21 protein-coding genes are annotated in these 23069 nt (G+C 69.0%); 17 read left to right on the top strand and 4 right to left on the bottom strand.

Annotated elements, in window-relative coordinates:
- Positions 1-74: 74 nt before the first annotated feature.
- Positions 75-863 (bottom strand): helix-turn-helix domain-containing protein, encoded by a 789-nt coding sequence (locus tag EZJ19_RS02345; protein WP_131444698.1) that lies wholly within the window; start codon positions 861-863, stop codon positions 75-77.
- A 121-nt stretch (positions 864-984) separates the two neighbouring features.
- On the opposite strand from EZJ19_RS02345, the gene EZJ19_RS02340 reads away from it, so the two are divergent.
- On the top strand, positions 985-1815 hold the full coding sequence (locus EZJ19_RS02340) for an alkaline phytoceramidase (protein WP_131444697.1): 831 nt from the start codon (positions 985-987) through the stop codon (positions 1813-1815).
- Here EZJ19_RS02340 and prfB read toward each other — a convergent pair.
- The 3 genes from prfB to recJ all read right to left on the bottom strand — a co-directional run bounded on the left by prfB (position 1784) and on the right by recJ (position 6840).
- Positions 1784-2888 (bottom strand): peptide chain release factor 2 gene (prfB, locus tag EZJ19_RS02335; RefSeq protein WP_131444696.1). Its coding sequence is split into 2 segments (ribosomal slippage): positions 1784-2806 and positions 2808-2888, totalling 1104 coding nucleotides; the frame shifts between segments, so codons are not numbered across the junction. The genes EZJ19_RS02340 and prfB overlap by 32 nt on opposite strands.
- 71 nt (positions 2889-2959) lie before the next feature.
- Positions 2960-5152 (bottom strand): MgtC/SapB family protein, encoded by a 2193-nt coding sequence (locus EZJ19_RS16155; protein WP_240754615.1) that lies wholly within the window; start codon positions 5150-5152, stop codon positions 2960-2962.
- Entirely contained in the window at positions 5149-6840 is a 1692-nt protein-coding gene (gene recJ, locus EZJ19_RS02325; protein WP_131444695.1) for a single-stranded-DNA-specific exonuclease RecJ, read from the bottom strand. The genes EZJ19_RS16155 and recJ overlap by 4 nt, the downstream gene beginning before the upstream one ends.
- A 58-nt stretch (positions 6841-6898) precedes the next feature.
- Here recJ and EZJ19_RS16540 point away from each other — a divergent pair, with 58 nt between their 5' ends.
- The 16 genes from EZJ19_RS16540 to trpA all read left to right on the top strand — a co-directional run bounded on the left by EZJ19_RS16540 (position 6899) and on the right by trpA (position 23065).
- Positions 6899-8350 (top strand): 2Fe-2S iron-sulfur cluster-binding protein, encoded by a 1452-nt coding sequence (locus EZJ19_RS16540; protein ID WP_131444694.1) that lies wholly within the window; start codon positions 6899-6901, stop codon positions 8348-8350.
- Between the two features lie 36 nt (positions 8351-8386).
- The gene (gene parA, locus EZJ19_RS02315; protein ID WP_131444693.1) at positions 8387-9040 is read left to right on the top strand and encodes a ParA family partition ATPase; all 654 of its coding nucleotides are present in this window, start codon (positions 8387-8389) and stop codon (positions 9038-9040) included.
- A gap of 63 nt (positions 9041-9103) precedes the next feature.
- The gene (locus tag EZJ19_RS02310) at positions 9104-9262 is read left to right on the top strand and encodes an entericidin A/B family lipoprotein (RefSeq protein ID WP_131444692.1); all 159 of its coding nucleotides are present in this window, start codon (positions 9104-9106) and stop codon (positions 9260-9262) included.
- Positions 9263-9370: 108 nt separating this feature from the next.
- On the top strand, positions 9371-10945 hold the full coding sequence (gene cimA / locus EZJ19_RS02305) for a citramalate synthase (RefSeq protein WP_131444691.1): 1575 nt from the start codon (positions 9371-9373) through the stop codon (positions 10943-10945).
- Between the two features lie 133 nt (positions 10946-11078).
- Positions 11079-12503 (top strand): 3-isopropylmalate dehydratase large subunit, encoded by a 1425-nt coding sequence (leuC, locus tag EZJ19_RS02300; RefSeq protein ID WP_131444690.1) that lies wholly within the window; start codon positions 11079-11081, stop codon positions 12501-12503.
- Positions 12500-12661: an entericidin A/B family lipoprotein gene (locus tag EZJ19_RS16675; protein ID WP_131444689.1), complete on the top strand. Its 162-nt coding sequence runs from the start codon at positions 12500-12502 to the stop codon at positions 12659-12661. The genes leuC and EZJ19_RS16675 overlap by 4 nt, the downstream gene beginning before the upstream one ends.
- Entirely contained in the window at positions 12658-13296 is a 639-nt protein-coding gene (gene leuD, locus EZJ19_RS02290) for a 3-isopropylmalate dehydratase small subunit (protein WP_131444688.1), read from the top strand. The genes EZJ19_RS16675 and leuD overlap by 4 nt, the downstream gene beginning before the upstream one ends.
- 15 nt (positions 13297-13311) lie before the next feature.
- Positions 13312-14376: a 3-isopropylmalate dehydrogenase gene (leuB, locus tag EZJ19_RS02285; RefSeq protein WP_131444687.1), complete on the top strand. Its 1065-nt coding sequence runs from the start codon at positions 13312-13314 to the stop codon at positions 14374-14376.
- Between the two features lie 28 nt (positions 14377-14404).
- Complete coding sequence (gene asd, locus EZJ19_RS02280; RefSeq protein WP_131444686.1) at positions 14405-15517, top strand: aspartate-semialdehyde dehydrogenase; 1113 nt, start codon at positions 14405-14407, stop codon at positions 15515-15517.
- Positions 15514-16467: an Asd/ArgC dimerization domain-containing protein gene (locus EZJ19_RS02275; RefSeq protein WP_131444685.1), complete on the top strand. Its 954-nt coding sequence runs from the start codon at positions 15514-15516 to the stop codon at positions 16465-16467. Before asd ends, EZJ19_RS02275 begins: the two co-directional genes overlap by 4 nt.
- 160 nt (positions 16468-16627) lie before the next feature.
- Complete coding sequence (locus EZJ19_RS02270) at positions 16628-19078, top strand: motility hub landmark protein FimV (RefSeq protein WP_165873426.1); 2451 nt, start codon at positions 16628-16630, stop codon at positions 19076-19078.
- 75 nt (positions 19079-19153) lie between these two features.
- Positions 19154-19684, top strand: coding sequence for a hypothetical protein (locus EZJ19_RS02265; RefSeq protein ID WP_131444683.1), 531 nt, complete (start codon positions 19154-19156; stop codon positions 19682-19684).
- Positions 19672-20463, top strand: coding sequence for a tRNA pseudouridine(38-40) synthase TruA (gene truA, locus EZJ19_RS02260; RefSeq protein WP_131444682.1), 792 nt, complete (start codon positions 19672-19674; stop codon positions 20461-20463). The genes EZJ19_RS02265 and truA overlap by 13 nt, the downstream gene beginning before the upstream one ends.
- A 22-nt stretch (positions 20464-20485) precedes the next feature.
- Entirely contained in the window at positions 20486-21091 is a 606-nt protein-coding gene (locus EZJ19_RS02255) for a phosphoribosylanthranilate isomerase (protein ID WP_131444681.1), read from the top strand.
- Entirely contained in the window at positions 21057-22271 is a 1215-nt protein-coding gene (gene trpB / locus EZJ19_RS02250) for a tryptophan synthase subunit beta (RefSeq protein ID WP_131444680.1), read from the top strand. The genes EZJ19_RS02255 and trpB overlap by 35 nt, the downstream gene beginning before the upstream one ends.
- Positions 22268-23065, top strand: a complete 798-nt coding sequence (gene trpA, locus EZJ19_RS02245) for a tryptophan synthase subunit alpha (RefSeq protein WP_131444679.1) — start codon at positions 22268-22270, stop codon at positions 23063-23065. The genes trpB and trpA overlap by 4 nt, the downstream gene beginning before the upstream one ends.
- The last annotated feature ends 4 nt before the right edge of the window (positions 23066-23069 follow it).

Raw genomic sequence — 23069 nt, 5'->3', positions numbered from 1 at the left:
GGCTGCGCGGGTCGCCGGCGTTCGCCTGCACCGGCAACGAACAGGCGCAGCGTTTTTGGCACCGAGACGGTGCGTCAGCCGGTCCGTTCCTTTCCTACTGCCGCCTGGCCGGGCCGCGGCGGATCGTCCGCCGTCCGGCGCAGGGCGGCGAACGCCGGCGGTTCCCACTCGCGCACGGCGAGGAGCAGTCCGGTACCGTGCCGGTGCCGGAACGGCGTCGCCAGGGCGGCCTCGTGCCACTCGGCGAAACGCCGCCGCAAGCGGTCCAGCTCCTCGTGCAACTGGCGCATGGCCGTGGCGTCGAGCATGCCGTGCAGGAAGAGGATCGCTTCGTCCGGGGCCGCGAAGCGCCCGTTCAGGAAGTCGTCCTGGCCGCTGGCCCGGAAGTGGCTCCGGATCGGGCCATCGGGCAGCCAGTCGAAATCGCGCGCGACCACGATGCGGATGCGGTTCCCAGGCAAAAGCTCGATCAGGCGCAGGCGTTCCAGGTGGAGCAGGTGGCCGATGCACTCGGCCGTGCCGAGCCGGTAGCCGGCGACCATGTCGGCCAGGGTCCAGTGGTTGAGGGCGCACACCGCCACCAGCAGGCGCTTGCTGTCGGCGACTAGGGCGGCCTCCTGGGCCGGGCTGAGGGCGCGCACCCGGGGCTCGTTGGCGGCCGCCGCCTGGGCCAGTTCGGCCAGGCTGAGGCCGAGCAGCTCGGCCAGCCCGGCCAGGCGGTCGAGGGTGAAGCGGCCGTTGCCGAACAGGCGCTTGACGCTCGCCTCGGAGAGCCCGAGGGCGGCCGCGACGTCGCGGTAGCCGAGTCCGCGCCGGCGCAACTGGCGTTTGGCCTCGGCGAGCAGACGAGCGACTTCGTTCATGGCAGAAAGTATCGAATGGCGATACCAGGTAGCTTAGATCGTGGGCCAATTCCGGACAAGGTTCTGTCCGGCGCGCCAGTCGGCCATGCTCGGTGTGTCCAACAACGACCCGGAGCCCGCCATGAAACGCCTGATCCACCGCCTGCCCATGCTGATCACCGCAACCGCCGTCATCGGCATGGCCGCCTACGGGCCGATCGCCCAGCTGCCGGATTACCATCGCTTCGCCGACCAGTCCTCCTGGCTCGGCATCGGCCATGCCGCGGACGTGCTGTCCAACGTGGGTTTCGCCGCAGTCGCGCTCTGGGGCGGGGGCGTGCTCTACGCGCGCCGTGGCCACGCCGCCTACGCGGCCGGTCGGCACGGCTGGGCGCTGTTCCTGGTCGGCCTGCTGCTGACCGCCGCCGGTTCGACCTACTACCACCTGGCGCCGGACGACTTCCGCCTGGTCTGGGACCGCCTGCCCATCGCCCTGGCCTGTGCCGGACTGCTCGCCGCCGTGCGTGCGGAGACGCGGCCGGGCGGGCGCTCCGGGGCGGCCGCGGCCGGGCTGGGGCTGTTCGCCGTCGCCGCCGTGGCCTGGTGGTATTTCAGCGGCCTGCATGGGGTCGGCGACCTGCGTCCCTATTTGCTGTTGCAGGCCCTGCCCATGTTCCTGATCCCGCTCTGGCAGGCCGGTTATGGCAGGGAACGGGGCGAGCGGCTCCGCTTCGGCCTCGCCTTGCTGTGCTATGTCCTGGCCAAGCTCGCCGAACTGGCCGACCACGCGCTCCTCGACCTGACCGGCTGCCTGAGCGGCCATACCCTGAAGCACATCCTGGCCACCCTGGCGGCCGCGCTGCTGGTCGCCGCCCTGGTCCGGCGCGGGCCGGGCGCGGTCCGGGCCGCGCGCTGGACCCGGCGGCCCGGGGCGGCGGAGGTCAGACGCCCTGTTTCAGGCTGGCCTGGATGAAGTCGTCGAGGTCGCCGTCGAGCACGGCCTGGGTGTTGCCGACTTCGTAGTTGGTGCGCAGGTCCTTGATCCGGCTCTGGTCGAGCACGTAGGAACGGATCTGGTGGCCCCAGCCGATGTCGGACTTGGAGTCCTCCAGTTTCTGCTGCTCGGCCTGGCGCTTGCGCAGTTCCAGTTCGTACAGGCGGGCGCGCAGCATGGACCAGGCCTCGTCCTTGTTGCGGTGCTGGGAACGGTCGTTCTGGCACTGCACCACGATGCCGGTCGGGATGTGGGTCAGGCGCACCGCCGAATCGGTCTTGTTGATGTGCTGGCCGCCGGCACCCGAGGCACGGTAGGTGTCGGTGCGCACGTCGGCCGGGTTGATGTCGATCTCGATGGAATCGTCCACCTCCGGGAAGACGAAAACCGAGACGAAACTGGTGTGCCGGCGGGCGTTGGAGTCGAAGGGCGACTTGCGCACCAGCCGATGCACGCCGGTCTCGGTGCGCAGGTAGCCGTAGGCGTACTCGCCGTCGATGCGGATGGTGCAGCTCTTGATGCCCGCCACTTCGCCTTCCGATTCCTCCATCAGCTCGGCCTTGAAGCCCTTGCGCTCGCAGTATTTCAGGTACATGCGCTCGAGCATCTGGGCCCAGTCCTGGGCCTCGGTGCCGCCGGCACCGGACTGGATTTCCAGGAAGCAGGGACTGGGGTCCATCGGGTTGCTGAACATGCGCCGGAATTCCAGGCCGGCGATTGCGCGCTCGACCTCGGCGACGTCCTCGAACAGGGCTTCAAGGGTGTCGTCGTCGTTCTCTTCGCGCGCCATCTCGAACAATTCGGTGGCCGAATTGAGGTCGCCGTCGACCTCTTCCAGGGTCAGGACCACGCCTTCCAGCGCCTTGCGTTCCTTGCCGATCTCCTGGGCCTGCTTGGGATCGTTCCAGAGCGCGGGATCCTCGCAGATGCGGATGACTTCGTTCAGGCGGTCGCGTTTGCCAGGGTAGTCAAAGATACCCCCGTAGTTCCTTGGCCCGTTGGGCCAGGTCTTCGAGGCTTTCGGCGAGTTGGTTGAGGCGTTCGGCTTCCATGCGGTGGTCCTGAGAGTGCGAATTCAAAGGGCGGCATTATAGCGCCTCGACGGACGCCGGCCGGCGTGGCCTCAGACCAGCAGCCAACCCGCCACCGCGCCGGCCGCCGCGCTCAGGAAACCGGGCAGCGTGTGGCGGGCCAGGCCGGCACCGCCGATGGCCAGGGTCAGGCCGGCCTTGAAGGCGATGTTGGCCAGCAGGGCGAGCAGGATGGCGGTTGCCGCCTGCTCGCCGGCCAGGGTGCCGAGGCCGTACAGGCGCAGGCTCGACAGCGTGATGGCATCGACGTCGGTGAGGCCGGAGACCAGGGCGACGGCGTAGACGCCGCTGCTGCCGGCCAGGTCGGACAGCCAGGCCGACGCCACCAGCACGCCGGCGTAGAGCATGCCGAAGGTGAGGGCGGCACGGATCTCGGTCGGATTCTTCACCTCCAGCCTGGGCGCGTCGGGCCGGTTGTCCATGCGCCGCCAGACGGTCAGGTAGAGCGCGACCAGGCCGGCCGCGGCGCCGCAGCCGAAGATGACCAGCATCCTGGCGAGCAGGCTGGGGGCGACCACGGCGACCTCGATCGCCAGGCGGATCATCACCATCCAGTTGGCGAGCAGGATGACCAGGGCGGCGATGCCGAGCAGGCCGGGGTCGGCGCGGCCGTGGCGCGAGAAGGCCAGGGTGGTGGCGGTGCTCGACGCGATGCCGCCGAACAGGCCGGTTAGCAGGGCGCCGTGGCGCTGGCCGACGATGCGCAGGGCGGCGTAGCCGGCCAGGGAAAGGCCGGAGATCAGCACCACCATCCACCATATCTGGTACGGGTTGAGCACCTGGTAGGGGCCGAAACCCCGGTTCGGCACCACCGGCAGGATGACGAACGAGAGGACCGCGAACTGCAGGATGGAGACCAGGTCGAGACGGGATATCTGCTGGCTGATGCCGCGCATCTCGGCCTTGAAGTACAGCAATATGGTGGTCAGGATGGCCAGGGTGACGGCCAGCTGCGAGTAACCGTACCAGACCAGGGCGCCGAGCCCATAGCAGAGGACCACGGCGGCCACCGTCGTGGTGCCCGGGTCCTCTTCGTCCTCGTCCTTGGTGTAGGCCGCCACCATCATGCCGCCCATGACCAGCAGGCCGGCCGCGAGCAGCCAGGGCGCGCCGGTCTTCTCGGAGAGCAGCGCGGTCAGCGTGCCGGCCATCGCGACCAGGGTGAAGGTGCGCAGGCCGGCCTTGGCGGACGGGTTGCGCTCGCGTTCCAGGCCGATCAGCAGGCCGATGGCCAGGCTGGTCAGGAAGTGGGCGAGCGGGGCGAGTTCAGGCGAGTCGAATAGGGGCATGACGTTGCCGGTCACGTGGTCTTGGCTTGATTGTAGAACGCGCCGCCGCGGCGACGACCGGTCATTCGAGCAGGGCGTCGACGCCGTCGGCCAGGTGGCGTGCCACCGAGTCGTAGAGGCCGAAACGGCCGAGTACGAAGGAGGCGGGCGTGCGGTTGAGGTCGAACACCTCGGGGCGGCCGCCATGCATGACGTAGTCGAACTTGCCGAAGTCGAAACCGAGCCGCCGGCGCAGGGTGCGCAGGTCCTCGGGACCGGGCATTCCTCGACCCGGAAGATGCTCGTCCCCTTGGCGACGCCCTGCGTGGACCAAAGGCAGAGGCTGGTTTCCCGGTCGCCCAGGAAGCCGTAATAACGCAGGCAGTAGGCCTCGCCGTCGCGCTCGGCGAGGAATTTCTCCACCACCAGCTTGGGGTTGTCGAACACCCCGGGCGGGACCTGCGCGAGACTGTCGAAGACCGGGTAGCGGCTGGGCGGCATGTGTTGCAGGTCGCGCCAGCGATTGCCGGCGCCGAGCTGGCGGCCGAGCCGGCGCAGCGGCCGGGTCAGGCGCGCGAGCAGGGTATGCCGGCCGGTCCGGGCCAGGCGCCGGTCCGGCATGCCGCCGTAGTTGCCGTCCGTCTTGACGATCACGGGGCCGTCGTAGCGGTCGGCGGGCCCGACCAGGTTGGCGCTGAAGGAGGATTTCGAGATGTCCAGGACCGGACGGTTCACCACCCGGGGATAGCGCTCGTACGCGGCGGCATACTCGGGGGGCGTCACCGTGAGGTCGAGGTGCGGGATCAGCAGGTCGCCGGCGGGCAGGCCGCGGGTGCCGCGCTGGAGCATGACCCGGAGACCGCGCGCCTGCCAGAGTGGCAACATGGGCTTGAGCAGGTAGGGCGTCTTGGCGAAGGCGTCGTCGCGCTCGTGCAAGAGGATGACGATGGTCTTCACGAACGGGTTTGCCAGTGTTCCACGGTGAGTTGGGGCTGGCTGGCGCCGTTCCATTCGTTGACGTCCAGCCGGTAGACCGCCTGGATGCGTTCGGGCAGGGGCTGGTCGTGGTTGAACAGCATGGCCTCCGCCTCGAAGCCGGCGTGGCGCAGGTGCAGCTTGAGATGCTTGTCGCCGACCAGGCGCTGGCCCTGGACCAGGAAGTCGCCGTGGAACAGCGGTGCCGGGAAGCCCTGTCCCCAGACGGCGTCGCGCAGGACGCGGGCGTTGTCGAGGCCGAATTCGCCGCGCGCCAGTTCCCCGTCGGTCTCGATCACCCGGCGCAACGCGGCCGGGTCGAGCATCTCCCGGCAGGCCGCCTCGAACGCGTTGGCGAACTCGGCCAGGCGGTCGGCCGCCAGGGTTAGGCCGGCGGCCGCGGCGTGGCCGCCGAAGCGGACGATCAGGCCGGGCAGGCGCTTGTCGACCAAATCCAGGGCGTCGCGCAGGTGCAGGCCGGGGATGGCGCGCCCGGAGCCCTTGAGCAGGCCGTCGCCGCCGTCCGCGAACACCACCGCGGGGCGGTGGTGGCGTTCCTTGAGCCGGGCGGCGAGCAGGCCGACCACGCCCTGGTGCCAGGCCGGGTCGAACAGGGTCAGGCTGTAGCCGTCGGCGACCGCGATCGTTTCCAGGTGCGCCAGGGCCTGTTCCTGCATGTCGGCCTCGATGGCCCGGCGTTCCCGGTTCAGGCGGTCCAGCTCGCGCGCGCCGGCGAGGGCGCCGGCCTCCGCATCGGCGAGCAGGCAGGCGATGCCCAGGCTCATGTCGGCCAGGCGGCCGGCGGCGTTCAGGCGCGGCCCGACCACGAAGCCGAGGTCCTGGGCCGAGGCCCGGCCCGGGTCGCGGCCGGCGGCCTGGAACAGCGCCCGGATGCCCGGCCGGGCGCGTCCGCTGCGCATGCGCTTCAAGCCTTGTTCGACCAGCAGGCGGTTGTTGGCGTCCAGCCTGACCACGTCGGCGACGGTGCCGAGGGCGACCAGGTCGAGCAGTTCGGCCAGGTTGGGGCCGTCGCCGTTGCCGAAGGCACCCCGGCGGCGCAGCTCGGCGCGCACCGCGATGAGGACGTAGAACATCACCCCGACGCCGGCCAGGGACTTGGACGGGAAGCTGCAGCCGGGCTGGTTCGGGTTGACGATCAGGGCCTCCGGCAGGCCGTCGCCCGGCAGGTGGTGGTCGGTGACCAGGACCTCGATGCCGAGCCGGCGGGCCTCCTCGATTCCGGCGTGGGCGGCGATGCCGTTGTCGACCGTGATGATGAGGTCGGGCTTGCGCTCGGCCGCCAGGCGCACGATCTCGGGCGAGAGGCCGTAGCCGTAGTCGAAGCGGTTCGGCACCAGGTAGTCGACGACGCCGCCCATGGCGGTCAGGCCCCGCACGGCGACCGCGCAGGCGGTGGCGCCGTCGGCGTCGTAGTCGGCCACCACCAGGAGGCGTTGCCGGCCCTGCACGGCGTCGGCCAGGCGGGCGCCGGCGGCGACGCAGTTGCGCAGCTCGGCGTAGGGCAGCAGCTCGGCCAGGCTGGTCTTGACGGCACCGCGTTCGGCGATGCCGCGGGCGGCATAGAGGCGCGCCAGGAGGGCCGGGAAGCCGGCCGCGCGCAGGCGCTCGGCATCGGCCGCGGCCCAGGGGCGGGTTTCTAGGTTCAGCATTTCACAATATTAACCGGGACTGTTTTGTTTGCCTGGACGCGCCGACTATTATCCGCCCATGAGCCATTATCTGCCCCTCTCCCGCGTCGCCCGGCTGGTCGGCGAGCCCCGTTCCGCCCTGCAGCGGCGCATCCACGCCGGCGAACTGACCACCTACGACGGCCAGATCGACATGGAGGAGTTGCTGCGCGTCTTCCCGAACGTGAAATGGGAAGACGACGGTGAGTACGAGCACGTCGAGGAGATCAAGCGCAAGGCCTTCGGCAAGCGCGTCATGGAGCGCGTCCTGCCCGACAAGGAGGTGCTGGCGGAGCGCCTGTTCGAACTGGGCAAGGAGTTCGCCGCGGCGAAGTCGCTCCTGATCCATTACGACCGGGTATTCGGCTGGCTGGAGGAACACCTGACCGGCCTGGCGACCGACGACCCGGACGCCGCCGACGCCATCCTGGCGATCAAGATCTGGCTGCGTCGGCAACTCGACGAAGCCCCTGCGGAGGCCGAGCGCGGCAAGGCGCTGCTGGCCGAGGAGAGCGTCATGCGCGTCATGTCGGTGCGGGTGGTGGTGCAGCCGAGCGGCCACGAGTTTTTCGTCGAGGGCAACGACACCATATTGGAGGCCGCCCTGCGCGCCGGCATCCCGCTCAGCTACGGCTGCAGCAACGGCAATTGCGGCGACTGCAAGGTCAGGCTGGTGTCCGGCCAGGTGACCAAGGTGCATCCGCACGACTATCCGCTCAAGGAGGCCGACAAGGCCGCCGGGGCCATCCTCATGTGTTCCTACACGCCGGTCACCGACGTGGTGATCGAAGCCGGCGTGGCGGCCGCCGACGACATCCCGGAACAGACCATCTCGACCCGGGTGAAGGCCGTCGAGTCCCTCGACGAGGACCTGCTCGCCCTGCACCTGACGACGCCGCGCAGCCAGCGCCTGCGTTTCCTGGCCGGCCAGCGGGTGACCCTGAGCGTGGAGGGCCGGGAAGGCGAGTATGCGGTCGCCAGCTGCCCCTGCGAGGACCGCCACCTCGAACTGCACATCCGGCGCGAGAACCGGCCGTTCGCGCGCATGGCCTTCGAGGACCTGCGCAAGGAGGCCCCGGTCGCGATCCGGGGGCCGCACGGCAGCTTCGTCATCAAGATGGATTCCCGCCGGCCGGTCATCTTCGTCGCCTGGGACGAGGGCTTCGCCCCGGTCAAGAGCCTGGTCCAGCACGCCATGTCGCTGGAACTGGCGGCCAGCATGGACCTGTACTGGGTGTCCGACCGCCTGCCGCACTACCAGGACAACCTGTGCCGGTCCTGGGCCGACGCCATGGACAACTTCCACTACGGCGCGCTGGCGGCGGCCGACGGTGCCGAGACCAATATCGCCGCCATCCTGGCCCGGCACCCGGACCTCGGCCATTTCGATCTGTACGCCGCCGGCCCGGCCGATTTCCTGGCCCAGCTGCGCGAGGCGGCCCTGGCACGCGGCCTGTCGGCGCTGGGGTGGCACGGCGAAATCGTTCTCTGATACCCTCGGCAGTCGTTTCCAGGCTGGCAGGGCACCATGAGCGCTCGGGTTATCGCGGTTGTCAATCAGAAGGGCGGGGCCGGCAAGAGCACCCTGGCGATGCTGCTGGCCGGCAGCCTGGGCGATGACGGCCGCCGCGTCTTGGTCGCCGATGCCGACCCGCAGAACACTTCCCTGCGCTGGGCCGGCGCGGGCGAAGGCTTTCCCGCCGACGTCGAGGACCTGTCCGGCGAGGAGGGCAAGCTGCACAAGCACCTGAAGAAGCGCCTGGAGGCCTACGACTACATCGTCATCGACACGCCGCCGGCCGCCACCGCGCCGGTCACCGCGAGCGCCCTGCGCATCGCCCATCTGGCCCTGGTGCCGGTGATCCCGTCGCCGCCCGACATGTGGGCCAGCCTGCGCATCCGGGAGGCGATCCAGGCCGCCGTGGCGGACAAGAATCCCGAGTTGATCGCCCGCGTGGTGGTCAACCAGGCCCAGCCCAACACGGTCCTGGCGCGCGAGGTGCTCGCCCTGCTGCCGGAGTTCGGCATTCCGCTCCTGGCCGCCCAGTTGAAGAGCCGCACCGCCTACCGGCAGTGCGCCGCCCTGGGCGCCGCGGTCGCCGCCCTGGGCAGCCGGGCGGCCCTGGCCCATTTCGAGGTCGAAGCCTTGCGCCGCGAAGTACAATTCCTCCTGGCGGTGTGAGCCGGAGAGCGTGCTCCGGCCGCCGTCCGGAGCGTGCCGGCGAGCTAATGCAGAGGTGAATCGATGTCGGTGGAAGATGTCGCTTCGTCGTGCGTCCCCAGGTGCGCCGCCCCGGTTCTGCTCCTCGGGCTGGTCGTCGGCCTGGCGGGCTGCAACACCCTGCACGGGGCCGGCCAGGATATGGAGAAGGCGGGCGAGAAAATCCGGCGGGCGACGCGCTAGTACGCTCGCGCCCCTTCTCGAAACCGGCGCTTTCCGGTAGCCTGAATACTCCGCGCCAGGTCCTGGGGAGGTGCAGGGCGCCGACGTTTTCCCCTGTAGATTTGGCTGATGACCTCGATATTCCTTTACGACACCACGCTGCGCGACGGCGCCCAGCGTGAAGACATTTCCCTGTCGGTTGAAGACAAGCTGACCATCGCGCACCGCCTGGCCGAGTTCGGCATGCATTACATCGAATGCGGCTGGCCCGGCTCGAACCCCAAGGACGCCGATTTCTTCGCCCGCGCCAACCGCATGCACCTGCCGGCCCGCCTGGCCGCCTTCGGCCGCACCCGGCACGCCAACGCCACCTGCGCGGCGGACGCCAACCTGCGTGCCCTGATCGACGCCGGGACGCCGGCCGTGACCCTGGTCGGCAAGACCTGGGATTACCACGTCAGCCACGTCCTCTCGACCACGCCCGAGGAAAACCTGGCCATGATCGGCGACAGCGTGGCCTGGATGAAGGGCCGGGGCAGGGAGGTGATCTACGACGCCGAGCACTTCTACGACGGCTTTGTGGCCAACCCGGAATACGCCATGGCCACTCTGCGCGCCGCGGCCGAGGCGGGGGCCGACTGGCTGGTGCTGTGCGAGACCAACGGCGGCAAGCTGCCCTGGGAGATGGAGGCGATCACCCGCGAGGTGGCGAGCCGCCTGCCCGGCGCCCGCCTGGGCGTGCACTGCCACAACGACAGCGGCTGCGCCGTGGCCAACTCGCTGGCCGGCGTGCGCAGCGGCGCCGCCATGGTGCAGGGGACGGTGAACGGCTACGGCGAACGGGTCGGCAATGCCGACCTGGTGACCATCCTGGCCAACCTGCAATTGAAGATGGGTCACCCGGTCCTGGCGGCCGACCGCCTGCACGAGCTGACCTCGCTGTCGCGCTTCGTCGCCGAGGTGGTGAACCTGCAGCACGATGCCCATCAGCCGTACACCGGGCATTCGGCGTTCGCCCACAAGGGCGGCATCCACGTCGCGGCGATCCTGAAGTCGCCCGATACCTACCAGCACATCGACCCCGACCTGGTCGGCAACCAGATGCGCTCGGTCACCTCGGAGCTGTCCGGGCGCGGCAACATCCAGCTCCAGGCCCGGCGCCTGGGCCTGGACGTCGACAACGAGCAGGCCCAGCGCGTCCTGGCCCAGATCAAGCACCTGGAACACGAGGGCTTCACCTTCGAAGCGGCCGAGGCCAGCGTCGAGCTGATGTTCCACCGGCTCGACCCCGACTACCGGCAGCCCTTCGAGTTGCTCGACTACTTCGTCATCACCGAGCGCCGGCACGGCCGCGGCCTGCTCGCCGAGGCGACCGTCAAGGTCAAGGTGGGCGAGGTGGTCAAGTTCACCGCGGCCGAAGGCAACGGCCCGGTCAACGCCCTGGCGACGGCCCTCCAGGAGGCCCTGGTGGACGTCTATCCGGTCCTGCGCGCGGTGCGCCTGACCGATTACAAGGTACGCATCCTGTCCGGTGCGGCCGGCACGGCGGCGAACACCCGGGTGCTGATCGACTTCCAGGGTGGCCTGGAGACCTGGACGACGGTGGGCGCCAACGCGAACATCATCGATGCCAGTTGGCGCGCCCTCTCGGACAGCATGGAGTACGCCCTCATCCGCCTGGGCAGCCAGGAATCGGCGCCGTGACGCCGGGCCAGGGCCGTCGGCGCCGCCGTGGCGGCGCGCCGGCCGTCGTTATTCGCGCCCCCGGACGTTCACCCATCGCCTAGTCGTACCCGGACGTGAAATAATTCACATCTTTGATCCAGTCGTTTACGCCATGACCCCGCGCACCCTTTACGACAAACTCTGGGACGCCCACGTCGTCCACCAGGAAGCCAACGGCACCGCCCTGTTGTACATCGACCGCCACCTGGTCCACGAGGTGACCAGCCCGCAGGCGTTCGAAGGCCTCAAGCTGTCCGGCCGCAAGCCCTGGCAGGCCAAGACCGTCCTGGCCACCCCTGACCACAACGTGCCGACCAAGGCCCGCGACGCGGGCATCGTCGACCCGGTCTCGCGTACCCAGGTCGAGACCCTGGACGCCAACTGCGCCGAGTTCGGCCTCAACGAATTCCGCATGGACGACCACCGCCAGGGCATCGTCCACGTCATCGGCCCCGAGCAGGGCTTCACCCTGCCCGGCGTCACCCTGGTGTGCGGCGATTCCCACACCAGTACGCACGGCGCCTTCGCCGCCCTGGCCTTCGGCATCGGCACCTCGGAGGTCGAGCACGTCCTGGCCACCCAGTGCCTGTGGCAGAAGAAGGCCAAGGCCATGTTGGTCAAGGTCGACGGCGAGTTGCCCATGGGCGTGACCGCCAAGGACGTCGCCCTGGCCGTGATCGGCCGGATCGGCACCGCTGGCGGTACCGGCTACGCCATCGAGTTCGGCGGCTCGGCCATCCGCGCCCTGTCCATGGAAGGCCGCATGACCCTGTGCAACATGGCCATCGAGGCGGGTGCCCGGGCCGGCATGGTGGCGGCCGACGACAAGACCATCGCCTACGTCGAGGGCCGTCCGCAGGCGCCCAAGGGCGAGGCCTGGGACCAGGCCGTGGCCTACTGGCGTACCCTGCATTCCGACGCCGGCGCCCAGTTCGACGCCGTGGTCGAACTGGACGCGGCGGCCATCAAGCCGCAGGTGACCTGGGGCACCTCGCCCGAGATGGTGGTGCCGGTGACCGACCGCGTGCCCGACCCCGCCGAGGCCCCCAATGCGGTCAAGAAGGGCGACTGGGAACGCGCCCTGGCCTACATGGGCCTGCAGGCGAACACGCCGATCTCGGAAATCCCGGTCGACAAGGTGTTCATCGGTTCCTGCACCAATTCCCGTATCGAGGACCTGTGGGCGGCCGCCGAGGTGGTCAGCGTGCTGGCCAGGAACGGCCGCAAGGTGGCTTCGAACGTCAAGCTGGCCATGGTGGTGCCGGGTTCCGGGCTGGTCAAGGCGCAGGCCGAGGCCGAGGGACTGGACAAGCTGTTCACCGCCGCCGGCTTCGAATGGCGCGAACCGGGCTGCTCCATGTGTCTGGCCATGAACGCCGACCGCCTGGAACCGGGCGAGCGCTGCGCCTCGACCTCCAACCGCAATTTCGAAGGCCGCCAGGGACAGGGCGGCCGTACCCATCTGGTCAGCCCCGCCATGGCGGCGGCGGCGGCCATGTTCGGACATTTCGTTGACATACGAGAGGTGCTGCAATGACCCCGAGGAACCTGATCATCCTGGGCGTGGTGAAACTGGCCTTGATCGCCGTGGCGATCGGCGTCGTCTTCAGCATGTACGGCTGCAATACCGTGCGCGGCGTCGGCCAGGACATCGAGAAGGCCGGCGAGGCGATCCAGAGGTCGAGCAACCGATGAAGCCCTTCGTCCATCTTGACGGCCTGGTTGCCCCCATGGACCGGGCCAACGTCGATACCGACGCCATCATCCCGAAGCAGTTCCTGAAGTCGATCCGGCGTTCCGGCTTCGGCCCGAACGCCTTCGACGAGTGGCGCTACCTGGACCGGGGCGAGCCCGGCGTGGACTGTACCAACCGGCCGCTCAACCCGGATTTCGTCCTCAACCAGGCGCGCTACCAGGGTGCCTCGGTGCTCCTGGCGCGCGAGAACTTCGGCTGCGGCTCCAGCCGCGAGCACGCCCCCTGGGCCCTGGAGGACTACGGCTTCCGGGTCATCATCGCGCCCAGCTTCGCCGACATCTTCTTCAACAACTGCTTCAAGAACGGCATCCTGCCCATCGTCCTGGGCGCCGACGTCGTCGACCGCCTGTTCACGGCGACGGCGGCCGCGGAGGGCTATACCCTGGCGGTGGACCTGCCGGCCCAGACGGTGACCACGCCGGCCGGCGAGGTGATCCCGTTCGAGGTCGATGCCGAGCGCAAGCATCGCCTGCTCAACGGTCTCGACGACATCGCCCTGACCCTGCAACTCACCGACCAAATCAAGGCCTACGAGGCGCGCCGCAAGGCCGACGCCCCGTGGCTGTTCGTCTGACCTGAAAGGAAAATCATGAAGCTCGCAGTGCTGCCGGGTGACGGCATCGGCCCTGAGATCGTCGCCCAGGCGGTCAAGGTTCTCGACGTGCTCCGTCGCGACGGCATGAAGATCGAGATGGAAGAGGCGCCCATCGGCGGCGTCGGCTACGACGTGGCCGGCGACCCGCTGCCCGAGGCCACCTTCAAGCTGGCCCAGGAGTCCGACGCGGTCCTGCTCGGCGCCGTGGGCGACTGGAAGTACGACACCCTGCCGCGCGACGTGCGTCCGGAACGCGGCCTGCTGCGTATCCGCAAGGGCCTCGGCCTGTTCGCCAACCTGCGTCCGGCGCTGCTCTATCCGGAACTGGCCTCGGCCTCGACCCTGCGTCCCGAGATCGTCTCCGGCCTCGACCTGATGATCGTCCGCGAACTGACCGGCGACATCTACTTCGGCCAGCCGCGCGGCATCACCACCCTGGAGAGCGGCGAGCGCGAGGGCCTCAACACCATGCGCTACACCGAGTCCGAGGTGCGCCGCATCGGCCGCGTCGCCTTCGACATCGCCATGAAGCGCAACAAGAAGGTCTGCTCGGTGGACAAGGCCAACGTCCTGGAGTGCACCGAGATGTGGCGCCAGGTCATGATCGAGGTGGCCAAGGACTACCCCGAAGTCGAACTCAGCCACATGTACGTCGACAACGCCGCCATGCAACTGGTGCGGGCGCCCAAGCAGTTCGACGTGGTGGTCACCGGCAACATCTTCGGCGACATCCTGTCCGACGAGGCCTCGATGCTGACCGGCTCCATCGGCATGCTGCCCTCGGCCTCCCTGGACGCGAACAACAAGGGCATGTACGAGCCCAGCCACGGTTCCGCCCCGGACATCGCCGGCAAGGACGTCGCCAATCCCCTGGCCACCATCCTGTCCGTGGCCATGATGTTCAAGTACAGCTTCAACGACGAGGCCACCTACCAGCGCATCGACAATGCGGTGAAGAAGGTGATCGCCGCCGGCAAGCGCACCGCCGACATCTGGACCGAGGGCTGCACCAAGGTGTCCTGTTCCGGCATGGGCGACGCCGTCGTCGCCGCGATGTAAGTAACTCACTGCTCAGAGGTTTGCATAAATGAAGAAAGTAGGTCTGATCGGCTGGCGCGGCATGGTGGGCTCGGTGCTCATGGGCCGGATGCAGGAGGAGCGCGACTTCGACCACATCGATCCGGTGTTCTTCACCACGTCCAACGTGGGCGGCAAGGGTCCGGACATCGGCAAGGACGTGCCGCCGCTCAAGGACGCCAACAGCGTCGACGAACTGAAGGCGATGGACGTCATCATCACCTGCCAGGGCGGCGACTACACCAAGGAGGTGTACCCGAAGCTGCGCGCCGCCGGCTGGACCGGCTACTGGATCGACGCCGCCTCGGCGCTGCGCATGAAGGACGAGGCCATCATCATCCTCGACCCGGTGAACAAGCACGTCATCCAGGACGGCATCGCCAAGGGCGTCAAGACCTACGTCGGCGGCAACTGCACGGTGTCGCTCATGCTGATGGCCATCGGCGGCCTGTTCGAGGCCGGCCTGATCGAGTGGATCACCCCGATGACCTACCAGGCCGCTTCCGGCGCCGGCGCCCGCAACATGCGCGAGCTGATCCAGCAGATGGGCGCGGTGCATGCCGAGGTGGCCCACCTGGTCAGCGATCCGGCCTCCGCCATCCTGGAGATCGACCGCAAGGTCGCCGAGTTCATCCGTTCCGACGAATATCCGCTGGAAGCCTGGCCGGTGCCCCTGGCCGGCAACCTGATCCCCTGGATCGACGTCCAGCTGGAGTCCGGCCAGTCCAAGGAGGAGTGGAAGGCCCAGGTCGAGTGCAACAAGATCCTCGGCCGTAGCGCCAATCCGGTGCCCATCGACGGTCTCTGCGTGCGGGTCGGCGCCATGCGCTGCCATTCCCAGGCGCTCACCATCAAGATGACCAAGGACGTGCCCCTGGACGAGATCCACGGCATCATCGCCGCGCACAACCAATGGGTTAAGGTGGTCCCGAACGACCGCGAGATCACCATGAAGGAGCTCACGCCCGCCGCCGTCACCGGTACCCTCACGGTACCTGTGGGCCGCATGCGCAAGCTCAACATGGGTCCCGAGTACCTGACCGCCTTCACCGTGGGCGACCAGTTGCTCTGGGGCGCGGCCGAGCCGCTGCGCCGGATGCTGCGCATCCTGCTGGAGGCATGACCGGCGTGCGCGCCCTGAACGTCGCCGTACTGGGTGCGGACGACCCGCTCGGCACGGCCTTCCTGCGCCTGCTCTCGGAGCGGGACGTCGAGTTCGGCGAGGTGTTTCCCCTGACCCTGGCCGAAACCGAGGGCTGTGCCACGGTAAGGGGCGAGGAATTGCCCCTGCTCGACGTGGTCGGCTTCGACTGGTCGCGCGTCGACGTCCTGGTCAACGCCAGCCGCGCCGTGGCCGCGGAGTTGAGCGAACGGACCGCGGCCGACGCCGGCTGCCGGATCCTCGGCCTCGGGCGCGGTGCGGCCGGGATCGCCCGCGTGAGCGTGGAAGGTGCCCTGGCGATCGCCCTGCAGCGCGTCCTGGCTCCCGTCCAGGCCGGCGCCGGCCTACGCGCCGTGAACGCCGTCGCCATGCTCCCGGTCGCCGTCGCCGGCGAGGCGGGCATCGCCGAACTGGCGGGGCAGACCCGTGCCCTGTTCGCCATGGAGACGGTCGAGCCCGAGGCCTTCCCGCTCCAGATCGCCTTCAACCTGATTCCCCAGGTCGGTGCCGTGCAGGCGGACGGCGGCAGCCACCTGGAGCAGGATACCGCCGGCGAGCTGCGCCAGTTGCTCGACAACCGGGACCTCGCCGTGTCGGTGACGGCGGTGTGGGCGCCCATGTTCTACGGCGCCGGGGTGGCGGTGCACGCGAGCGTGGCGGGCGACCTGGACCTCGAGTCCATGCGCGCCCGGTTCGCCGATCTGCCCGGCGTCACCCTCATGGATACGGCCGTGCCCGGGGGCGTGGCGACGCCCGCGACCGATGCCCAGGACAGCGATGCGGTCTTCGTCAGCCGGGTTCGCGCCGGCGCCGACGCCCGCCACGATCTGGCCATGTGGCTGGTCTTCGACGTGACCACCCTGGAAGCCGCACGGCTGGTGGATGGGCTGGAAAATTTGATTGAAAAATAAGCGGGTTCGATGCTAACGTGAATTCAGCATAAGGAATTCTGCCTAAATATTTGAGTAACCATAGAAATCGATGCGGCGACAGGCGTGTTTGCCGGGTCCGCGGGATAGGGGAAGAATGGTGAAAAGTTCGATCAGAATCAGTGCATTGCTGGCCTCCCTGATGTTGGTCTCAGGGGCGGCGTCGGCGGCCGGACTGGGCAAGATGTCCGTGCAGTCGGCCTTGGGCCAGCCGTTGCGGGCCGAGATCGAGTTGCTGTCCGTGCAACCGGACGATATCGGCTCCGTGGAGGCCAAGCTGGCCAGCCCGGATGCCTTCCGGCAGGCGCGCATGGACCGTGCCCCGGTCATTTCCGACCTGCAACTGAGCATTGAAAAGCGGCCCAACGGCAAGCCGGTGGTGAAGATTTCCTCCTCGGTCCCGGTCAGCGACCCGTTCGTCGATTTGCTCATCGAGTTGAATTGGAGTTCCGGCCGCATCCTGCGCGAGTACACGGTTCTGCTCGATCCGGTGCGGGAACAGAAGGCCGCCGACGAGGTCGCCAAGTCGGTGCCGGTCCCGGCCGTGACGACCTCGGCCACGGCTGGCCAGCGTCCCGCTGCGTCGGCACCCGTCGCCCAGGCCCCGGCCGCGCCGGCCAAGCCGGCCGCGGCGAAGCCGGCGAAACCGGTCACCTATGGACCGGTCAAATCCGGCGAGACCCTGCGCAGCATCGCCAAGAAGGTCATGCTGCCGGACGTCACCCTGGAGATGATGGTCGCCAGCCTGTATCAGGTGAACAAGAATTCGTTCGCCCGCAACAACGTCAACATGCTCAAGCAGGGCGAGGTGCTGACCGTGCCCGACCGGGATTCGGTCATGCTCATGTTCAGTCCGAACCAGGCCCGCCAGTTGTTGCGTGAGCACGCCGAGGTCTGGCATGAGATCCGCAACCGGGTCGCCAACGAGGCGGCGCGTTCGGTTGCCGAGGCGGCGCCCGAAGATGCCGGCAAGGGCAAGATCGTCCAGGCCCAGCCCGAGGAAAAGCCGGCCGCCAAGGGCGCGCCGAAGGACGTCCTCAAGCTGTCCAAGGGTGAGCCGCCGCGCGCCGCCGACGGCAAGGTCGGCGAACGCGTGCAGGCACTGGAGGAGGAGATCGCGGCCAAGAGCCATGCCCTCCAGGAGGCCCAGGACCGGGTCAGCCAGTTGGAGCGTACCGTGCAGGACCTGCAGCGCCTGCTCGACCTCAAGGCCAAGGATGCCGGTGCCAAGCCGGGCGCCGAGCCGCCCCCGGCCGGGCAACCGGTTGCCGAGGCTCCGGCCGCGCCGCCCGCCCAGCCGGCCGCGCCGAAGCCGAAAGCCAAGGCCAAACCGCCCATCGAGGTGCCGGTCCGGGAGCCCGGTTTCTTCCAGTCCCTGCTCGCCACGCCGCTTTACATCGGCGGTATCGTGGCGGCGGCACTGCTTGCCATCCTGCTCTGGGTGTTCATGGTCAGCAGCCGGCGCCGCAAGGGCCTGTCCGACTTCGAACAGAGCGTGATGACCGGCGGCGATCCGTTCAAGACCTCGATCTTCAAGACCGGCGAATCGACCGGTTCCGAGCGCGGCACCACGACGCAGTCCGGCGTCGGCACCGATTTCAGCCGGCTCGGCCTGGGTTCCATCGATACCCACGAGGTCGATCCGATCGCCGAGGCCGAGGTGTACATGGCCTACGGCCGCGATGCCCAGGCGGAAGAGATCCTCAAGGAGGCCTTGGCCAAGGACCCGCATCGCCACGAGATCGCGCTGAAGCTGCTCGAAATCTATGCCGGCCGCCAGGACCGCCTGAGCTTCGAGACCCAGGCGAGCGAACTGTATGCGGGTCTGGGCGACCCGAGCAGCCCGATCTGGGCGAAGGCGACCGAACTGGGCCGTCAGATCGATCCGGCGAATCCCCTCTACCGGGTCTTCAGCGAGGCGCCGTCCCTGCCGGACGAATCGCCGAGCGGGCTCCCGGAGGCGCCCGATTTCGCGGCGCCGGCCGCCGCTCCGGAGCCGGAGCCGCTGGCGCTCGACACGCTGGAATTCGATCAGCCGGAGACGCCGGCCGCCGCCGAGCCCGAGGACGATCAGCCGATCCAGTTGGACGACCTGAACTTCAGCGTCGAGACGGCCGACACCTCCGAGTCGTTGCCGGCCTTCGGCAGTCCGACGGAAGTCGAACTCGCCAGTGAGCCGGAAGCCGACCTGGGGGCGTTGCCGGGGCCGGACCTGGACGAAGCCCTGGAACTCCCCGAGGAACTCGGGCTTGCCGACCTGGCAGGCAGCGAACCGGAAGCGGCGGCCGACGAGACCGTGATGATGCCGCCGGCGGACAAGCTGCCCGACCTGGATTTCAGCGGTATCGACCTGGAACTGGCCGAGCCGGACGCGCCTCCGGCCGCCCCCGTCGCCGAAGCGGAGCCGGCCATCGAGGCGCCCGAGGAGATCGACGCCGACATCCTGGAAGAGGTGAACACCAAGCTCGACCTGGCCCGCGCCTATCTGGAGATGGGTGACAAGGAAGGCGCGCGCGAGATCCTCGACGAGGTGGTCAAGGAAGGTGGCGCCCAGCAGCGGGCCGAGGCCGAAAGGCTGATCGCGAGCCTGTAAGCGGTGCATCCAGCGTTACGCATCCAGTTCTACCTCCTTTCAGCCCTGGCCTTGCCGGGGCTGAATTTTTTTGCCTTGCTGGTGCTGGCCGCGGTGCTGCCCGTGCTGTTCCGCCGGCGGGCGGCGGCCATGTTGCAGCTCACCTGGCGGGCCCGCTGGCTGTTCCTGCTGCTTGGCGTCGGCTACGCCTACGGATTGCCGGGACCGGCCGCCTGGCCGTTTCTGGGCGACTATTCGCCGTCCCTGGCGGGCCTCCATACCGCGGCGGCCCACATGCTGCGCCTGATGCTGCTGCTCTGGCTGCTCGACGTGCTGGTCGTCGGCATGGGCAGCGAGCGCCTCATGGCCGGCCTGCACGGACTGTTCTCGGGGCTCGCCTGGCTGGGTTTCCCGGCCGAGCGGACCACGGTGCGGCTGGGGCTGACCCTGCAGGCCATGGAACGCAATTCCATGAAGCTGCGCGACCTCACCGCCCTGCTGGCGACGCCGGCCGGGCCGGCACCGGCGGACGCCCGTTACGTCTTGGTCGGGCAGCCCTGGCGGCCGCGTGACACCCTGTTCCTGGCCGCCGCGTCGGCCGGCTTGCTCGCGCTATGGTTCGCGTAGCCCTCGGGCTGGAGTACGACGGCGGCGCATTCTGCGGCTGGCAGACGCAGCCGGGCGCCTGCGCGGTCCAGGACCACCTGGAACGGGCCCTGGTCCAGGTGCATGGCGCGCCGGTCGCCACCGTGGTGGCCGGGCGTACCGACGCGGGCGTGCACGCCACCGCCCAGGTGGTACATTTCGATGCCGTGAACCCGCGTCCCGAGAGCGCCTGGGTGCGCGGCGTCAACACCTTCCTGCCGGCCGGCGTTTCGGTGTTGTGGGCGCGGCCGGTGGGGGAGGGCTTCCATGCCCGCTTCGGGGCGCGCGAACGGGCCTACCGCTACGTCCTCCTCAACCATCCGGTCCGCCCGGCCATCCTGGCCGGCAAGGTGGGCTGGCTGCACGGTGGCCTCGACGTCGGGGCCATGGCGATGGCGGCCGGGCACCTGCTCGGCCGGCACGATTTCTCGGCCTTCCGGGCCGCCGAGTGCCAGGCCAAGTCGCCGGTCCGCGAGCTGCGCCGCGCCGACGTCGCCCGGCACGGCGATTTCGTGACCTTCGACTTCCGCGGCAACGCCTTCCTGCACCACCAGGTGCGCAACATGGTCGGCGCCCTGGTCTGGATCGGCCTCGGCCGCCGGCCGCCGGACTGGGCGGCGGAACTGCTCGCCAGCCGGGATCGCCGCCTGGGCGCGGCGACCTTCGCCGCCGACGGCCTCTACCTGGTCGACGTGCGGTACGATGCCGAATGGAATTTGCCCACCCCCGGCGGCCGCGTGCCGCTGATCGACAGCTTATGAGAACCCGCATCAAGATTGCGGCATCACCCGGGTCGAGGATGGCCTCGCCGCCGCCCGGCTGGGCGCCGACGCCATCGGCTTGGTGTTCGCCGAGAAGAGCCCGCGCCGGGTCGACCTGGCGGCCGCCGGCGAGGTCGTGCGCGCCTTGCCGCCCTTCGTCGCCAGCGTCGCCTTGTTCGTCAACCCGGAGCCCGTCCTGGTGGCCAGGGTGCTGGCCGAGGTACGGCCCGCGCTGCTGCAGTTCCACGGCGAAGAGGAGGCGGCCTTTTGCCGGTCCTTCGGCAGCCCCTATCTGAAGGCGGTGCGCGTCCGGCCGGAGACGGATTTGCTACAATGCGCGACCGATTTCAGCGATGCCGCCGGCCTGCTCCTGGACGCCTATGCGCCGGACGCCCACGGCGGCACCGGCCACCGCTTCGACTGGTCGCTGATCCCGGCCGATCTGCCGTTGCCGGTGGTTCTGGCCGGCGGCTTGGCGCCCGGCAACGTCGCCGAGGCAGTGCGCCGGGTGCGGCCCTGGGGCGTGGACGTGTCGTCCGGCGTCGAGGCGGCGAAAGGCATCAAGGATGCGGCGAAGGTCGCCGCGTTCATCAATGAGGTTGCGAACGTTGACTTACAGCTATCCTGACCAAAGCGGTCACTTCGGCCCCTACGGCGGCATCTATATGGCCGAGACCCTGATCCCGGCCGTCGAGGAACTGCGCCGGGAATACCTGCGCTACCGCGACGATCCCGAATTCAAGGCCGAGTTCGCCTATGAACTGAAGCACTACGTCGGCCGGCCGAGCCCGATCTACCATGCCAAGCGCCTGTCCGAGCACCTGGGTGGGGCGCAGATTTACCTCAAGCGCGAGGACCTCAACCACACCGGCGCCCACAAGGTGAACAACGCCATCGGCCAGGCCCTGCTGGCCAAGCGCATGGGCAAGAAGCGGGTGATCGCCGAGACCGGCGCCGGCATGCACGGCGTCGCCACCGCCACCGTGGCGGCCCGCTTCGGCATGGAGTGCATCGTCTACATGGGCGCCGACGACATCCAGCGTCAGGCGCCCAACGTGTTCCGCATGAAGCTCCTGGGCGCCACCGTGGTGCCGGTCGAAAGCGGCTCCAAGACCCTCAAGGACGCCTGCAACGAGGCCATCCGCGACTGGGTCACCAACGTCGAGACCACCTTCTACATCTTCGGTACCGCCGCCGGGCCGCATCCGTACCCGATGATGGTGCGCGACTTCCAGTGCGTGATCGGCAACGAGGCCAAGGTCCAGATGCCGGAACTGATCGGCCGCCAGCCGGACGCCGTGATCGCCTGCGTGGGCGGCGGCTCCAACGCCATCGGCCTGTTCCACCCCTACATCGAGGAAACGAGCGTTGCGATCATCGGCGTCGAGGCCGGCGGCCACGGTGTCGCGACCGGCAAGCACGCCGCGCCGCTGACCGGCGATGCCAAGGTCGGCGTCCTGCACGGCAACAAGGTCTACCTGATGCAGGACGAGAACGGCCAGATCATCGAGACCCATTCCATTTCGGCCGGCCTCGACTATCCCGGCGTCGGTCCCGAGCACTGCCTGCTCAAGGACATGGGCCGGGCCCAGTACGTCGCCGCCAACGACGACGAGGCCCTGGCCGCCTTCGACGCCCTGTGCCGCTACGAGGGCATCATCCCGGCCCTGGAGTCCAGCCACGCCCTGGCCCACGCCATGAAGATCGCGCCCGGCATGGCCAAGGACAAGGTCCTCCTGGTCAACCTTTCCGGCCGTGGCGACAAGGACATGAACACCGTCGCCCGCATCAAGGGCATCACCCTATGAACCGCATCCAAGCCACCCTGGACAACCTGAAGGCGCAGGGCCGCAAGGCGCTGATCCCCTTCATCACCGCCGGCGACCCGGCCCTGGACAAGACCGTGCCCCTGATGCACGGCCTGGTGGAGGCGGGGGCCGACATCATCGAGCTGGGGGTGCCGTTCTCCGACCCGATGGCCGACGGCCCCACCATCCAGCGTGCCTCCGAGCGGGCCCTGAAGAACGGCATGTCGCTGCGCGGCGTGCTGGAAATGGTGGCCGAATTCCGCAAGACCGATGCCGCCACCCCGGTGGTCCTGATGGGCTATGGCAACCCCATCGAGGCCATGGGCTGGGAGACTTTCGCCAGCCGCTGCGCCGAGGTGGGCGTCGACGGCGCCCTGACCGTCGATTTCCCGCCCGAGGAGAGCCACGAGGCCTTCGAGCACCTGCAGCGGCACGACATCGCGCCCATCTTCCTGCTCGCGCCGACCACCGACGAGGCACGCATCGAGCGGGTCGCCAAGCTGGCGCGCGGCTACGTCTACTACGTCTCCCTCAAGGGCGTGACCGGCGCCGGCAACCTCGATCTCGCCGCCATCGCCGACAAGATGCCCCAGTTGCGCAAGCACATCCGCCTGCCCATCGGGGTCGGCTTCGGCATCCGCGACGGCGAGACTGCCCGCAAGATCGCCGACATCGCCGACGCCGTGGTGATCGGCAGCCGCATCGTGCAGGAGATCGAGCATTCCGCGCCCGAGGCCGTGGTGGCCAACGTGAAACATTTCGTGGCCGGCGTGCGCGCCGCCCTGGACAAGTGAGGAA

The sequence above is a fragment of the Parasulfuritortus cantonensis genome, assembly GCF_004337445.1.
Classification (GTDB): domain Bacteria; phylum Pseudomonadota; class Gammaproteobacteria; order Burkholderiales; family Thiobacillaceae; genus Parasulfuritortus; species Parasulfuritortus cantonensis.
Note: the sequence above shows the minus strand (reverse complement) of the source record. Positions and strands in the feature narration are given on the sequence as shown.